The sequence below is a fragment of the Acinetobacter sp. Swhac1 genome, from assembly GCF_013390985.1.
Classification (GTDB): domain Bacteria; phylum Pseudomonadota; class Gammaproteobacteria; order Pseudomonadales; family Moraxellaceae; genus Acinetobacter; species Acinetobacter towneri.
In genome coordinates this window covers 58277-74611 of the sequence record NZ_JACASN010000011.1, presented here as the reverse complement: position 1 = coordinate 74611, position 16335 = coordinate 58277, and the positions used below count along the sequence as shown (strand labels likewise).

The window sequence follows — 16335 nt, the reverse complement described above, 5'->3', positions numbered from 1 at the left end:
TAATGGTAGTGAATAAATGAGTGAAGCTGTTCCCTCGGTTGTTGCGATTGACATTGGGACGCACAAAGTTTCAGTTTTGATTGCTAAGGTCCATGCGCCAGACAATATCCAAGTCATTGGTATGGCCACCGCACGTAATCGAGGCATGAGTAAAGGAAAAATTGTCAGTCTCGATAAAGTGATTACTGCAATTAAAAATGCCGTGCAAGAAGCAGAAGATATGGCGGAATGCCGTGTGCATTCGGCATGGATTTCTATTCCTAGTGCAGAACTAAAAAGCTTTTATGCTTCAGGTCGCACACCTATTGAAAGTAGTGATCACACGATTACCACCAGTGAAGTGGTGCGCGCACTGGACTTGGCTAAAGCCAGTCACCTTACTTCAGACCATTATTTGGTGAGCGCAGTACCACTCGGTTTCGATTTAGATGATTCGGGTGAATGGGTACAAAACCCAATTCGTATGTCAGCACATAGCATGACGGGGCATTATCAATTGATGATGTTGCCTATTAGCACCATGCAGAATTTAGACCGTGCTTTAAAAGGTGCCAATATTGGTGTCGAAAAAATGGTGGTGTCAAATTTAGCCACTGCAGAAGCCAGTCTGCTTAAAGATGAAAAAGAATACGGTGTGTGTCTGGTAGATATTGGCGCAGGTACGACCAGTATTGCAGTTTATTTAGATGGACGTTTGGCCTTGGTACACACTTTGCAGCGTGGTGGTGAGCATGTCACCCGCGATATTGCAGCGGTGTTACAAACCACAACTGAAGAAGCTGAACGGATTAAGCTATTGTATGGCTGTGTAGATATGAAAGTGGTCAAACCTGATCACATGATTCAGATTCAGGGCATTGATGGGCCGCAAACCATTAGCCGTATTGAACTGGCGGAAATTATTATTGCGCGTTATGAAGAAATTTTTGCACAAATTCGTCAGGAACTCGAAAAGAGCGGTGCCATTCATGGTTTATATCATGGTGTGGTTTTGGCGGGTGATGCCTCACAAATTGAAGGCATGATCAGCTTGGTACGTCGTATGTTGGGTGTTTCGGCACACTTGGGGAATCATCCTTCACAAGTTTATGCCGATGAACCGCATCAGGCCGCCTTACGCCGTTCACAATATGCAACAGCTTCAGGCTTATTGCTTTATAGTCAAAACTATACTCAAGACACGATTGTAGAACATGAAGACCCTGAAACCTTATCGGTTTGGGGGCGTGTCGGACGGGCATGGTCTGGCTTGAACGAAAAGTTAAAATCTATTTTTTAGTTGAGTTTTTTGGGAATATTGTTAGGAAGTTGTACGGATCATCACTGGTACTTGACAAGCCAGAAGTTGAACAGCATTCTTAAAAATAATTTTTATGAAGATCAAGGCAGTATACGGGCTTAAGTGACTGCCAATAACGTATTAGGAAATCTAAAGGTCATGGCCTCATTTGAATTTATAGATGATCAAACCGATAGCAACGGTCAAGCCCGTTTCACTGTGTTTGGTGTGGGTGGTGCAGGTGGTAACGCTGTGCAGCACATGCTTGAGTCGGATATTCAGGGTGTAAAATTTGTTTGTGCCAATACGGACAAACAAGCATTGGATCGCATGAATTCGCAATTCAAAATCCAGCTAGGTGAGCAAAGCACACGTGGTTTAGGCGCGGGCGGTGATCCTCAAGTGGGTCAAACTGCAGCGGAAGAAAGCCGCGAGCTGATCTGTCAGCAACTTGAAGGCACAGACATGGTGTTTGTGACTGCAGGGATGGGCGGTGGTACAGGTACAGGTGCTGCGCCAGTTGTGGCTGAAATTGCCAAAGAAATGGGCATTTTGACTGTTGGTGTGGTGACTACGCCATTTAACTTTGAGGGTAAGCGTCGCTTACTTTCTGCGGAAAAAGGGATTGCGGCATTAGAACAGCATGTAGACTCTTTAATCATTATTCCAAACCAGCGTTTAATGAAAGTTTACCGCGACATTTCAATGAAAGATGCGTATAAAAAAGCCGATGACGTTTTGTTGAACGGTGTACGCAGTATTTTTGATTTGGTGGTACGTCCAGGTCACATCAACCTAGACTTTGCTGACTTGAAAACTGCGATGAGTACGCGCGGTTATGCGATGATGGGTGTTGGTTCAGGTCGTGGTGAAAACCGTGCGCGTCAAGCGGCTGAACAAGCGATTCGTAGCCCATTGCTCGATAGCGTAACCATTGCCAATGCCAAAGGCTTGTTGATTAACGTAACGGGTGGTGATGATGTGACCTTCGGTGAAATCGAAGAGATCATGGACGTGATTCATCAACTTTCAGATACCGAACAAACCCAAGTATTCTACGGTACGGTATTTGATCCTGAAGCGCGTGACGAAATTAGCGTGACTGTTATTGCTACTGGTTTAGCGCGTAACACAGGCGATACACCAGAGCCTGCAAAACGCACCGTGACACAAACCACTTCTGCAGCACCAACAGCGGCAGTAGAAGAAGATGATGTGCCTGCAATTCAGCGTCAGCAGGCAGAAACTGCGCCTGCAATTAGTGCGACAACAACATCAGGCTCTGCGCGTCCAACGCCAATGAGTATTCAAGACTATTTGAAAAATCAGCAGCGTAAATAAGCCAAGATCCTCAATTTCATTGTGTGATCGGGAAAAGGCAGTTTTAAACTGCCTTTTTTGTTTTTTATCAATGGCTAAATATGCTAACGTATAGCGGTTTTAAAATTTAGATGAATTGAGAACATGCTGAAACAACGTACCCTACAACGTGTCGTCAAGGCGAGCGGTATTGGTCTGCACAGTGGTCAAAAAGTATTGATCAACTTTGTGCCGCATCATGCCGATGGGGGAATTGTGTTTCGTCGTATCGATTTAAATCCGCCTGTCGATATTCCAGCCGATGCCATGCTGATTCAAGAAGCATTTATGTGCTCGAATTTGGTTCAGGATAATGCCAAAGTTGGCACTATTGAGCATGTTATGAGTGCAATTGCAGGGTTGGGCATTGATAACTTGATTATTGAAGTGTCTGCCTCTGAAGTGCCCATTATGGACGGCAGTGCAGGGCCTTTTATTTATTTGTTGATGCAGGGTGGTTTAAAAGAACAGGATGCTGCGAAAAAGTTCATCAAAATTTTAAAACCTGTAGAAGCATTAATTGACGATAAACGTGCGGTGTTCAGTCCACACGAAGGTTTTCAGCTCAATTTCACCATCGACTTTGATCATCCTGCCTTTAAAAAAGAATATCAGTCTGCCACCATCGATTTTTCTACAGAAACCTTTGTCTATGAAGTCAGTGGCGCACGTACTTTTGGCTTTATGAAAGATTTGGACTATTTAAAAGCCAATAATTTGGCTTTGGGTGCGAGTTTAGATAATGCCATTGGGGTAGATGATACAGGCGTGGTTAATGAAGAAGGTTTGCGCTTCTCGGACGAGTTTGTACGGCATAAAATTTTAGATGCTGTGGGGGATTTGTACTTGCTTGGACATCAAATTATTGCCAAGTTTGATGGTTATAAATCAGGACATGCCTTAAATAATCAGTTATTACGCAATGTTCAGAGCGATCCAAGCAGTTATGAAATTGTAACATTTGATGACATAAATTCTTGCCCGATCACTTTTGTGCATGTGACATAAGTCATTGTCTTTTCTTACTACGTTATAATGTAACAACAATAATATGTGAATTTCATCACAAATTTGAGCACGAGTTTTTGGTGTTTTCTGCAAACAATTATTTTTTATTGCTTGCCAAACGTAACAAAGCTTGGCTAAGCTTAGGGTCGCTCACAAAGTCAGCAGCACCTCGTAACATATCTTGAGTTTCTGGACTAAGTGTTCTTAAAGGCTTTTCGCTTTTTGGGGGCGTTTGAGATTCAACTCTTAAACGAACTTGAATTTTTTGTATGTCTTTCAGTTCATGCAGTTGTGACAGTTGAGTAATGTATTGCTTTTGCAAATAAGCAAGTTGACTGACCATCGCTTGATTCGTTCCAGTAATGGTTAAGACACCTTGTTGATAACAAACCACCTGCCATTGCTCTGGTTGCGGCAGTAAAGGTTGAATAAGTTTGCCAAGTTTCTGCCATGCAGCAACTTGGGTTGAGAGAAACGTTAGGTTTCCTGTTTTTATGTGTTTTCTTGTTTGTTGAAAGAGATTCACAGGTTCGGACATACATCATTCCTTCATGTTTATGCCCTAATCTTATGCGCTCCTTTCAGTAGATATCAAGGAAGAGATCACAAGGAACTTCAAGTAAGAACAGTTAAGAGGTTTTTTTATGCATTCGCGCCGTATTTTATTAGCGTTTTCACTGGCAGCTTCGGCAGCATCTGTCGCATTTGCTGATTTAGTTGAGTTAGATTCTCAAAATTCATCGACTGATCGTATTGAGCAATTAACCCGCACCTTGTCACAAGGTTCTTATACAGAAACACAAGACATTGATGTTCCTGCACAAACGCAGATGACCGTTAAGCTTCGTGAAAAGACTACAGAATTAAACAATGCGTCTTTAGCAAAAAAATACGGTACCAATACCAGCACCCGTTTTGCTTCTTCAAATCCTTATGCTTGGTTAGTGTCACATCCATTACCAAATGCACGTATTAGCTCGAACTATGGCGGTCGTGTCATGAGTGGTCGTGCTGAAAACCATTCAGGCTTAGACCTTGCTGCACCAAGCGGTACTCCAATTTATGCGACTGGCCCAGGTATTGTGACCAAGTCAGGCTGGGGCACAGGTTATGGTCAATATGTAGAAATTAACCATGGCAATGGTTATATCACGCGCTATGCACACGCTTCACGCTTAATCGCACGTGTAGGTGACCGCGTTGAAGCAGGTGAACATATTGCCAACGTAGGTTGTACAGGTCGTTGTACAGGTCCTCACTTACATTATGAAGTAGTGAAAGATGGTCAACGTAAGAACCCTTCTACCTATTTAGCAATGTTGCCGTAATGTTTTGGCTAGAAATTCATGCTCTAGCCACACTCACTGTAAACTACACGCGAACTACAAATTAAAACATGAAATTAAAGCGGCAAAGGTCGCTTTTCTTTATACTCACGTTTTAGCTTTTAGCGAAATCTAGTGAGACATTTCAGACATCAACTTATCACCTAAAAAAATAATAACACGCAGTATCTGCTTTATTGTATAAAAAACCGCCTAAATTGGCGGTTTTTTGTTATTTGCTGTAAGAAAGTGTCAATCACTATTTATTTTCTAAATAGTATGCAGGATACGCATTTAAGATTAGCCATATCTACTAAAGTCTAAATTATGATACATATAAAGCATACGATTAGGCTTAGGAATAGTGAATTATGGCGTTTTACGGTGATACGGACTCACAAGAAACCCAAGAATGGCAAGACGCCTTTGATGCTGTGTTACAACATATGGGTACTGAACGGGCAGCATTTTTACTCGAAAAACTGTACCAACGTGCAATTGCAAAGCATGTACCCATTCAGCGATTAAATACTCCTTACCTCAATACCATTTCAGTGGAAGAACAACCTGCCATGCCGGGCGATCAGGATATGGAGCGTCGTATTCGCGCCCTGATTCGCTGGAATGCGTTGGCAATGGTATTGCGTGCCAATAAAACAGGTGATGATTTAGGTGGTCACCTTGCAAGTTTCGCATCTTCAGCAACATTGTATGATGTTGGTTTTAACCATTTCTTCCGTGCCAATAGTGATCATTTTGGCGGTGATATGATCTACTACCAAGGTCACTGTGCACCCGGTATTTATGCCCGTTCATTTTTAGAAGGGCGTTTAACCGAAGATCAATTGAATAATTTCCGCCGTGAAGTGGGCGGTAACGGTTTACCTAGCTATCCACATCCTTATTTAATGCCTGACTATTGGCAGTTCCCAACGGTGTCGATGGGTCTGGGTCCAATCATGTCAATTTATCAGGCACATATTCAAAAATATTTAATGAACCGCGGTTTGATTAAAGAAGAAGACCGTAAAGTCTGGGCATATCTAGGCGATGGTGAAATGGATGAGCCAGAAAGTTTGGGTGCAATTTCACTGGCAGGTCGTGAAAAGCTAGATAACCTGATTTGGGTGGTGAACTGTAACTTACAGCGTTTAGATGGCCCTGTACGCGGTAACGGTAAAATCATTCAAGAACTTGAGTCGTTATTCCGTGGCGCAGGTTGGCGCGTGATTAAAGTGGTCTGGGGGCGTCATTGGGATGCTTTATTAGACAAAGACGACACAGGTGCATTAAGAGCCATTATGGAAGAAGCGGTGGATGGTGATTATCAGCGCTTGCAAGTGAAAGGTGGTGCATACGCTCGTGAGAAATTCTTTGGTAAATATCCTGAAGCCAAAGAATTGGTCAAAGATTTAAGCGATGAAGATATTGATAACCTGAACCGTGGTGGTCACGATCCGTACAAAGTATTTGCGGCGTATGCTGAAGCATGTAAGGCCAAAGGTCAGCCAACGGTCATTTTAGCCAAAACTGTCAAAGGTTATGGTTTGTCTGATGAAATTGAAGCGGTGAACAAAACCCACCAAATCAAAAAAATGCAGTTGGATTCTTTAAAATATGTACGTGACCGCTTCAACTTGCCATTTAGCGATGAGCAACTTGAAGAAGTGCCGTTCTATCGTCCAAGTGAAAATTCGCCTGAATTGAAATATATGAAAGCGCGTCGCGAAGCGTTGGGTGGTTATTTGCCTGCGCGTCGTAAAGACAGCGAAGCTTTACAAATTCCTGAATTATCAGTTTTCGATTCAGTCTTGGCAGGTTCAGGTGGCAAAGAACAATCGACCACTATGGTGATGGTGCGTTTGATTTCTGCCCTGCTCAAAGAAAAAGCCATTAAAGACCGTGTGGTACCCATTGTACCCGATGAAGCACGTACTTTCGGTTTAGAAGGCATGTTCCGTCAACTGGGTATTTATGCCGCACATGGGCAAAAATACACCCCTGAAGACCAAGAACAATTGATGCATTATCGTGAAGCCAAAGACGGTCACATGCTGCAAGAAGGCATTAACGAAGCAGGTGCAATGAGTGCTTGGGCAGCTTTGGGTACCAGTTATTCGACCAATAACTTACCAATGATCCCAATGTATATGTATTACTCCATGTTTGGTTTCCAACGTATTGGGGATATTGCATGGGCGGCAGGTGATGCACAGGCGCAAGGTTTCTTGTTGGGTGCCACTGCAGGACGTACCACACTCAATGGTGAAGGCTTGCAACACCAAGATGGTCACTCGCATATTTTAGCCAATACCATTCCAAACTGTGTGTCTTATGACCCATGTTTTGGTTATGAGCTTGCCGTGATTGTGCATGATGGTTTGCAGCGCATGTATGTCAATCAGGAGCGCGTGTTCTATTACCTCACTGTAATGAATGAAAACTACGAGCATCCTGAAATGCCACAAGGTGTGGAAGAAGGCATTAAGCGCGGTATGTATTTGCTGCAGGAAGATGAAAAAGCCACGGTTCAATTGCTGGGTTCAGGCGTGATTTTGCGTGAAGTTATCAAAGCGGCGAAAATCTTGCGTGAAGAGTATCAAATCCACTCGAATGTCTACAGTGTGACCAGTTTTAATGAATTGGCGCGTGATGGTATGGCGTGTGAAGAATACAACCGTTTGCATCCATTGGCTGAAGAAAGCAAAGAGCCGTGGATCTCACAACAGTTACGTGGCAAGGATGGCATTGTCGTGTCTGCTACCGATCACATGCGCGCCTATAGCGAGCAAATTCGCGGTTACTTGCCAGACAATCGACCATTTGTTGCCTTAGGTACCGATGGTTATGGTCGTTCCGATACCCGCGGTAACTTGCGTAGCTACTTTGGGGTCGATGCAGCACATATTGTGGTAGCCACCTTGAAAAAACTGGCTGATGAAGGCGAAGTCGATGCGCGTTTGGTCAAAGATGCAATCTCGACATTTGAGTTAGATACAGATCGTCCTGTCGCGTGGGTACCGCAAGCGGTTCCTGAAGTACAAGCGGTTGCTGACTACAAAGAGGAGCACTGATCATGCAAATTCAAACGCCTGATATTGGTGTCGATAAAGCCACTGTTGCAGATATTCTTGTCAAAGTTGGCGACACGATTGCAGTTGATGACAGCATTGTCCTATTGGAATCAGACAAAGCCTCTGTTGAAGTACCCAGCACCGTTGCAGGGGTAGTGAAAAGTATTTTGGTACAACAAGGCGATGAAGTGACTGAAGGTGCGGTGCTGATTGAGTTGGAAACTGAAGCTCAAACGGCAGCTGCTACAGAAGTTGCTGCACCGCAAGCCGAAGTGGACGCGGCACCGAAGCAAGATGCTGAACCAGTGGTCGCTGCAGCACCAAGCTTAGCGACATCAAACACTGCGCAAGAAGTAGATGTACAAGTACCTGATATTGGCGTGGAAAAAGCCGTTGTTGGGGAAATTTTAGTACAAGTCGGCGATGCGATTGATGTTGATCAAAGCATTATTGTGGTGGAGTCGGACAAAGCCACAGTAGAAGTGCCGAGTACGGTGTCGGGTACAGTTACCGCTATCCAAATCAATACGGGTGATACCGTAAAAGAAGGTGTGGTGATTCTGAAAGTGAAAACCGCCGCTGCTGCAGTCACACAGGTGGAAACACCTCAAGTGGCATCAGCAGAAGCGGCTGCTGCAACAGCGAGCGCAGCAACTGCATCGGCACCACAAACAACAGCATCAGCACAGGTTGAAGTCGCAGTGCCTGATTTAGGGGTCGATAAAGCCACAGTGGCAGAAATTTTGGTACAAGTAGGTGATACAGTTGCCGCTGACCAAAGTTTGATTGTGGTGGAATCAGACAAGGCTACGGTAGAAGTGCCAAGTACTACTGCAGGCGTGATTCAAGCGATTCATGTAGAATTAGGACAAAGTGTTGCGCAGGGCAATGCCTTAGTGACGATAGTAACTGCAGGCGCAGCTGCACCAGCAGCAGTTGCGGCAGCGCAAGTTGCCTCTGCACCAAGTGCATCGCCAGCAGTCAGTGCTGCATCTACAGCACAAACCACAACGGTTGCAGCAAGTGCACATACGAATGTAGACAAATTGAGCAAGGCGCAAAATGAAGCCAATGCAAAAGTGTATGCAGGCCCTGCTGTGCGTAAACTGGCACGTGAGTTGGGTGTCGTTTTAGCCGATGTAAACGCCACTGGCCCGCATGCGCGTGTACTCAAAGAAGACTTGAAGGCTTATGTTAAAGCGCGTCTTACTGCGCCGCAGACTGCTCCTGTCGCTGCTACAACACAGCAAGTTACAGGTTTGCCAAAGTTGCCTGATTTTAGTGCATTTGGTGGCGTGGAAGAAAAAGGTTTGACGCGCTTACAACAAGTGTCAATTCCGCAATTGTCCCTGAACAATTACATTCCACAAGTCACGCAATTTGATTTGGCCGATATTACTGAGCTAGAAGCGTGGCGCAGTGAATTGAAAGCTAACTTCAAAAAAGAAGGTGTTAGCTTGACCATTTTGGCGTTCATTGCCAAAGCTGTAGCGCATTTGCTGAAAGATGAACCGTATTTCGCTGCGCATTTGGCAGATGATCAAAAGTCTGTGCTGCTGCGTAAAGAAATCCACATGGGCATTGCCGTGGCAACCCCTGATGGTTTAACCGTGCCTGTGCTACGCAATCCAGATCAGAAATCGATTAAACAAATTGCGATTGAACTGGGTGAGTTGAGTCAAAAAGCGCGTGATAAAAAGTTGTCGCCTAAAGATTTACAAGGTGCAAACTTTACCATCACCAGTTTAGGTTCGATTGGCGGTACGGCATTTACGCCGTTGGTGAACTGGCCGCAGGTTGCGATTTTGGGTATTTCACCAGCGACCATGCAGCCTGTCTGGAATGGTGAAGGCTTTGATCCGCGCTTGATGTTGCCGTTGTCATTGTCGTATGACCATCGGGTGATTAATGGTGCAGATGCAGCACGTTTTACCCATAAACTGACTCAGTTGTTGGCTGATATTCGGAGTTTACTGCTCTAAATCAAGTCAAAAAATTTACTTAAAACCCTGCTATGGCAGGGTTTTTTGTGACTTATTTTTATTCGCTTTGATGTCAGCACAGCATTTGCTTAAGCACACTATTCCGTTTAGAATAGGCTTACTTCATTGGGGAGTAGCCGCTTTTTACTTACGGGGTTTAAACCGCATCAAGTAAAAAGGTGATGGTCAACATATTTGTTCCACAGAACATGGTCATCATAGCAAAGAACCAAGTCTGCTTTTTCAAGCTTTCTTTTGTTGGCAAGACCTTTGATTTATCACTCTGCAGATTTTGGCTAGCAGGAGGGATAGGTCATTGGTATGTGTGCTAGCCAGAGAAAAACATCATGTATGAATTCCTCATCTCGACTGCCATTGTCGCTTTAGCTGAAATGGGTGATAAAACCCAGTTACTGGCGTTATTACTCGCAGCCCGCTTTCGTAAACCTGCCCCTATTTTAGTTGCCATTTTATTGGCAACACTGATTAACCATGGTCTTTCTGCAGTGTTAGGGCAGTGGATTACCACCGTACTCAGCCCAGAAGTCTTGTTGTGGATTTTATCTTTAGGCTTTATTGCAATGGCCATCTGGATGCTGATTCCAGACCAGTTGGACGATGAAACCGAAAGCATCAACAAATGGCAAAAATATGGTGTGTTTGGTGCAACCTTTGTGCTGTTCTTTTTGGCAGAAATTGGCGACAAAACCCAAATTGCTACGGTGGCTTTGGCGGCACGTTATGACAGCATTTTCTGGGTCATGCTGGGTACGACATTAGGCATGATGCTCGCCAATGCGCCTGCGGTATTTATTGGTAATAAACTGGCGACCCGCTTACCAATTGCATTAATTCATAAAATTGGCGCGCTGATTTTCTTAATTATTGGTGTATCGACTTTGGCACAGCATTATTTCTTCTAGAGAATCAGTGGATGTGTATAAATCCTGAGCAAAATGCTTGGGATTTATTTTTGTAAGTTGTGATGCAATTCACTGATATTTCAGATAATCCAAGCTATTTTATTTATTGTAACTTTCCATAAATAGCTATATGTTATTCAGTCATAGAAAATGTATTTTTAAAATGAAAAAATTGGGGTTTGGTTATGGCATTTGACCGTACAACATCGCAGGTCTTGTTTGACAATGGGACACACAAATGTATTAGTTTTACCAGTTTGGTCAAAGGTGAAGGTGTTCAGGCTAACCAATTTCTGATCCTTGATAATAACCGTGCGGCAGTGCTAGACCCAGGTGGTGACCTGACCTATGTACCACTGACCATGGAATTAAATAAATATACCCGCCTGACCAATCTTGATTATGTCATGGCATCGCACCAAGACCCAGACATCATCACCTCAATGCCACGTTGGTTGGTCTATACCGAAGCAAAAATCGTAGCATCAAAATTGTGGGCGCGTTTCTTGCCGCACTTAAGCTCATCTTTTATGAGCGACCGTATGAAAGGCAACTGGTTAGATCGTTTGGTGGAACTGCCAGATGAAGGTCAGGCAATTCCTTTGGGCGAGTCTAAAATTATTGCTGTGCCTGCGCATTTCTTACACTCTGTTGGTAATTTCCAGTTTTATGATCCTATCGCCAAAATTTTATTTTCTGGTGATATGGGCGCGTCAATGGTGGAAGATGCTTCAATTCCATTGACTGATTTTGCTGCGCATATTCCTGCGATGAAAGGTTTCCATCAGCGCTATATGTGTTCCAATAAAGTGATTCGCCTATGGGTGAATATGGTACGCACCATGGACGTTGAAATGATTGTGCCGCAACACGGTACGCCATTTGTGGGCAAAGAACAGGTGAACCAATTCCTAGACTGGATTGAAACACTGGAATGTGGCGTCGATTTGATGGACGAACACGTTTTTAGCTGCCCTGAATAAGCGACAAAAAAAGCTGAAAAAAACTGTAAAAAAAACTTGAGTGCAAAAACAACTTTTTTTAAGATTTTCGCCCAAAAACGATTTTTTTGATGACGAGAACTTAACGAATGTTGTCTCAAGTACCTACAGCCGATGCCTGCTTAAGCTGCGGCGCGTGTTGCGCTTATTTCCGTGTTTCATTTTATTGGGCTGAAGGCATGAATATGCCTGAGCACTACACGGAACCAGTAACAGCAGTCTATTCATGCATGTGTGGTACCAATCAGAGTCAGCCGCGTTGTGTCGCTTTAGAAGGTGAAGTTGGACAGCAAGTGAGCTGCGGGATTTATGAATTACGCAGCAGCTCTTGTAAAGAAGTGCAAATTGCCGATGATCAATGCAATAAAGCACGTCGTGCGCATAACATGATTCCATTTGTGCAAGTCGATCCAGCCATTTCTGTGAATGATGATGACTTCGATCAAGTGGTTTAATGGTGCTTTAAGTTGTTGATCGCAATCCAGATTGGAAAAGCAAAGCTGCGGCTTTGCTTTTTTTGTGGCTCAATTTTGGGTAGATAGCCAAATCATGATTCAGATTGAAGCGGCTTTATCTGCCTGAAAAATGAAACCTCGCAAGTTTTAAACCTGCACGGCTAAAAAGCAAACTAAGGATGAAAACTTCAATTTTTAGATGAAAATTACCGATTTTTTCATGCTGCATCCCCCAGAAGGGCAGAATAAAAAATATTTCTTAGAGAACAAATGAAATTTGTCCCCAGATTTGTTTATAATGGCCCACGGAAATTACCAGTGAGACTGTTATGCTGACCATCGTTCAAGAAGCGTTAACCTTCGATGATGTCTTATTACTCCCTGCCTATTCTACTGTTCTCCCAAAAGATGTCTCCTTAAAGACACGTTTTACGCGCGGCATTGACCTGAATATTCCTTTGGTTTCAGCAGCAATGGATACGGTGACTGAATCTCGTATGGCAATTGCGATGGCGCAAAACGGTGGTATTGGTATTTTGCATAAAAACATGGACATCGTTGCGCAAGCAGCCGAAGTGCGCCGTGTGAAAAAATTTGAAGCGGGTATGGTGAAAGACCCAATTACCGTAACGCCTGAAACTACAGTACGTGAATTGATTGCGCTGACTCAAGCCAACAATATTAGCGGTGTACCTGTGGTAAAAGATGGCAAAGTTGTCGGTATTGTGACAGGACGTGATACACGTTTTGAAACCAACCTTGAACAACCTGTCAGCAACATCATGACAGGTCAAGATCGTTTAGTGACAGTACGCGAAGACGAATCTAAAGAAAATATTCAAGCTTTATTGCAACAGCATCGTATTGAAAAAGTCTTGGTGGTAAATGACCAGCAGGAATTAAAAGGCTTAATTACGGTCACTGATTTCCGTAAAGCAGAATTGTATCCAAACAGCTGTAAAGATGACTTAGGTCGTTTACGCGTGGGTGCTGCAGTGGGTACAGGCGCAGAAACACCAAGCCGTGTAGAAGCATTGGTTGAAGCAGGTGTCGATGCGATTGTGGTTGATACTGCACACGGTCACTCTGCAGGCGTAATTGAGCGTGTACGTTGGGTAAAAGCTAACTATCCACAAGTTCAAGTAATTGGCGGTAACATTGCAACTGGCGATGCTGCTTTGGCATTGTTAGATGCAGGCGCAGACGCAGTGAAAGTGGGGATTGGCCCAGGTTCAATCTGTACCACACGTATTGTGGCAGGTATTGGTATGCCGCAAATCTCTGCAATTGACGCTGTTGCCAATGCATTGAAAGAACAGATTCCATTAATTGCCGATGGTGGTATTCGCTTCTCTGGTGATATGGCCAAAGCGATTGGTGCAGGTGCAAGTACCATTATGGTGGGTTCATTGCTTGCTGGTACTGAAGAAGCACCGGGCGAAGTTGAATTCTTCCAAGGTCGTTACTACAAAGCATACCGTGGTATGGGTTCATTGGGTGCAATGGCGGGTGCAACAGGTTCTGCAGACCGTTATTTCCAAGACTCGAAAGCAGGTGCAGAAAAACTTGTACCAGAAGGTATTGAAGGTCGTGTACCGTACAAAGGCCCAATGGGCAACATCGTGCATCAGATGATGGGTGGTTTACGTTCATCTATGGGTTATACAGGTTCTTCAACCATTGAAGATCTACGCCAAAATGCTAAATTCGTGAAAATTACTGCAGCAGGTATGCAGGAATCTCACGTGCATGATGTGACGATTACCAAAGAAGCGCCGAACTATCGCGTTGGTTAATATTTAGTATCGTTTTCAAATAAAAGCCGTCATCAATGTGACGGCTTTTTCATTTTTGGTGTAAAGTAACTCGCAGTAAAAAAGTGATGATAAAGATCACCCCTAAGAAGTGAGAACAATATGAGTTATTTTGGTACAGACGGCATTCGAGGGAAGTTTGGAGAGTTACCAATTACACCTGATTTTGCATTAAAACTAGGTTTTGCAGCAGGTAAAGTTTTAAAAAAACACACCAAAAAAAATAAACCTATTGTGGTATTAGGTAAAGATACACGTCTTTCAGGCTATATTTTAGAAGCAGCATTACAAGCGGGTTTAAATGCCGCAGGTGTCTATGTGCATTTGCTCGGCCCATTGCCGACGCCCGCTATTGCGCACTTAACCCGCGCTTTGCATGCCAGTTTAGGCATTGTGATTTCAGCATCGCATAATCCGTATTTTGATAACGGGATTAAATTTTTCTCGGGCGAAGGGAAAAAGCTGCCAGATGCCTTGCAAGAAGAAATTAACCAAGAATTGCAGCAAGAATTAAAAATTGATGATACGGCCAACTTGGGTAAAAGCGTTCGTGTTAAAGATGCCAATGGGCGTTACATCGAGTTTTGTAAATCGACCTTTCCATATCATTTAGATTTAAATGACCTCACCATTGTGGTCGATTGCGCCAATGGTGCTGCCTACAATGTTGGCCCTGCGGTATTCCGTGAATTAGGTGCGAAAGTGATTGCCATTCACAATGAGCCGAATGGTTTAAACATCAACGAAAATTGCGGCTCAACCCATCCTGAAAGTTTGCAAAAAGCGGTGCTTGAGCATCAGGCGGACTTGGGTGTTGCATTTGATGGTGATGCAGACCGTGTGATTTTGGTGGACAGTCAAGGCAAGCAAATTGATGGCGACCATATTTTATATATTCTTGCCACACAAGGCTCGAAAAAACCTGCAGGTATTGTTGGGACGTTAATGAGCAATATGGCGCTGGAATTGGCGTTAGAAAAAGCCCAAGTACCATTACTCCGTGCCAATGTCGGTGACCGTTACGTGCTACAAGGTCTGGAAGAAAATGGCTGGGTTATTGGTGGTGAGCCATCGGGGCATATTTTGACTTTGGATAAGAGCACTACAGGTGATGCAATTATTGCGGCTTTGCAAGTGTTAACGGTGATGGTCGAACAAAATAAAGCCCTGCATGAATTGGTGGCAGATTTTAAACTGTTGCCAAACGTGCTGGAAAATGTGCGCTTAGCAAATATGTTTGACCCGTATACTGTTCCTGCCTTGGTGGAAGAGTTTGACCGTGCTACGGAACAGCTGAAAGGTCGTGGACGCTTATTGATTCGTAAATCGGGCACTGAACCTGTGATTCGTGTCATGGTGGAAGGTGATGATTTGGCTGAAGTGAAGGCAATGGCGAAAGATTTAGCAGATGCTGTACGTCGTCATGCCGTCTAAAGGGGGTAAATCGTGAGTGATTTAATTAAAGATTTAAGTGAGCTGCGTTTAAGTTACCAAAAAGGTGAATTGCTAGAAGCACAGGTCAGTGCCAATCCGCATATTCAGTTTTTGAATTGGTTTAACCATGCCTTAGAAGCCAAGCTGCATGAACCGTATGCGATGTCATTGGCGACTGCCAATGCGCAAGGTCGTCCGCATGTGCGTACTGTGTTGCTGCGTGGAGCCACCGAAGCAGGCTATGACTTTTATACCAATTATGACAGTCAAAAAGGGTTGGATTTAGCGGCCAATCCTTATGCTGAATTGTTATTTTACTGGCCTGAACTGGAACGTCAGATTCGTGTCAGCGGTTATGTCGAAAAAATTGATGAGCAAGAATCGACAGCGTATTATCACAAACGCCCACGTGACAACCAAATCGCTGCGCATATTAGCACTCCGCAAAGTGGTGTGATTGCCAGCCGTGAAGAACTACAGGCGCGTTTCCAAGACTTGCATGCCCAAGTGGGCGATCAATCTGAATTGCAAAAACCTATATTTTGGGGCGGTTACCGCTTGCAGCCTGATTATTACGAATTTTGGCAAGGCCGTCCGAACCGTTTGCATGACCGCTTAGCTTATGAAAAAATTGAAGGTGAGTGGAAACTACAACGCTTGATGCCTTAAATCACTGGAAAC

The 16335-nt window shown here is 43.9% G+C and carries 13 protein-coding genes and 1 riboswitch; of the genes, 12 read left to right on the top strand and 1 reads right to left on the bottom strand.

Going from position 1 to position 16335, the window contains the following annotated elements; translation table 11 throughout:
- The first annotated feature begins 16 nt into the window (after positions 1–16).
- From ftsA to lpxC, 3 genes are all read left to right on the top strand, one after another.
- On the top strand, positions 17–1279 hold the full coding sequence (ftsA, locus tag HX743_RS07700; protein ID WP_178318899.1) for a cell division protein FtsA: 1263 nt from the start codon (positions 17–19) through the stop codon (positions 1277–1279).
- A 159-nt stretch (positions 1280–1438) separates the two neighbouring features.
- Complete coding sequence (gene ftsZ / locus HX743_RS07695; RefSeq protein WP_004974238.1) at positions 1439–2620, top strand: cell division protein FtsZ; 1182 nt, start codon at positions 1439–1441, stop codon at positions 2618–2620.
- 123 nt (positions 2621–2743) lie between these two features.
- Positions 2744–3646 carry a UDP-3-O-acyl-N-acetylglucosamine deacetylase gene (gene lpxC, locus HX743_RS07690; RefSeq protein WP_004974240.1) on the top strand — a complete coding sequence of 301 codons (903 nt, stop codon included), beginning with the start codon at positions 2744–2746 and terminating at the stop codon, positions 3644–3646.
- Positions 3647–3743: 97 nt separating this feature from the next.
- On the opposite strand, the gene HX743_RS07685 is transcribed toward lpxC, so the two are convergent.
- Positions 3744–4184: a DciA family protein gene (locus HX743_RS07685; RefSeq protein WP_004974242.1), complete on the bottom strand. Its 441-nt coding sequence runs from the start codon at positions 4182–4184 to the stop codon at positions 3744–3746.
- Positions 4185–4290: 106 nt separating this feature from the next.
- Between HX743_RS07685 and HX743_RS07680 the strand changes: the two genes are divergently transcribed.
- The 9 genes from HX743_RS07680 to pdxH all read left to right on the top strand — a co-directional run bounded on the left by HX743_RS07680 (position 4291) and on the right by pdxH (position 16323).
- Complete coding sequence (locus HX743_RS07680; RefSeq protein ID WP_096901653.1) at positions 4291–4974, top strand: M23 family metallopeptidase; 684 nt, start codon at positions 4291–4293, stop codon at positions 4972–4974.
- 368 nt (positions 4975–5342) lie between these two features.
- The gene (gene aceE, locus HX743_RS07675) at positions 5343–8045 is read left to right on the top strand and encodes a pyruvate dehydrogenase (acetyl-transferring), homodimeric type (RefSeq protein ID WP_178318898.1); all 2703 of its coding nucleotides are present in this window, start codon (positions 5343–5345) and stop codon (positions 8043–8045) included.
- A 2-nt stretch (positions 8046–8047) separates the two neighbouring features.
- Positions 8048–10027: a 2-oxo acid dehydrogenase subunit E2 gene (locus HX743_RS07670; RefSeq protein WP_178318897.1), complete on the top strand. Its 1980-nt coding sequence runs from the start codon at positions 8048–8050 to the stop codon at positions 10025–10027.
- Between the two features lie 116 nt (positions 10028–10143).
- Positions 10144–10302, top strand: a riboswitch (yybP-ykoY riboswitch).
- Between the two features lie 72 nt (positions 10303–10374).
- On the top strand, positions 10375–10950 hold the full coding sequence (locus HX743_RS07665; protein ID WP_136144497.1) for a TMEM165/GDT1 family protein: 576 nt from the start codon (positions 10375–10377) through the stop codon (positions 10948–10950).
- Positions 10951–11135: 185 nt separating this feature from the next.
- Positions 11136–11933, top strand: a complete 798-nt coding sequence (locus tag HX743_RS07660; protein WP_178318896.1) for an MBL fold metallo-hydrolase — start codon at positions 11136–11138, stop codon at positions 11931–11933.
- Positions 11934–12040: 107 nt separating this feature from the next.
- On the top strand, positions 12041–12406 hold the full coding sequence (locus HX743_RS07655) for a YkgJ family cysteine cluster protein (RefSeq protein WP_004974255.1): 366 nt from the start codon (positions 12041–12043) through the stop codon (positions 12404–12406).
- Positions 12407–12735: 329 nt separating this feature from the next.
- Positions 12736–14202, top strand: a complete 1467-nt coding sequence (gene guaB / locus HX743_RS07650; protein WP_004974257.1) for an IMP dehydrogenase — start codon at positions 12736–12738, stop codon at positions 14200–14202.
- A gap of 120 nt (positions 14203–14322) precedes the next feature.
- Positions 14323–15654: a phosphoglucosamine mutase gene (gene glmM, locus HX743_RS07645; protein WP_131261207.1), complete on the top strand. Its 1332-nt coding sequence runs from the start codon at positions 14323–14325 to the stop codon at positions 15652–15654.
- A 12-nt stretch (positions 15655–15666) separates the two neighbouring features.
- Complete coding sequence (gene pdxH, locus HX743_RS07640) at positions 15667–16323, top strand: pyridoxamine 5'-phosphate oxidase (RefSeq protein ID WP_096901662.1); 657 nt, start codon at positions 15667–15669, stop codon at positions 16321–16323.
- Positions 16324–16335: the final 12 nt, after the last annotated feature.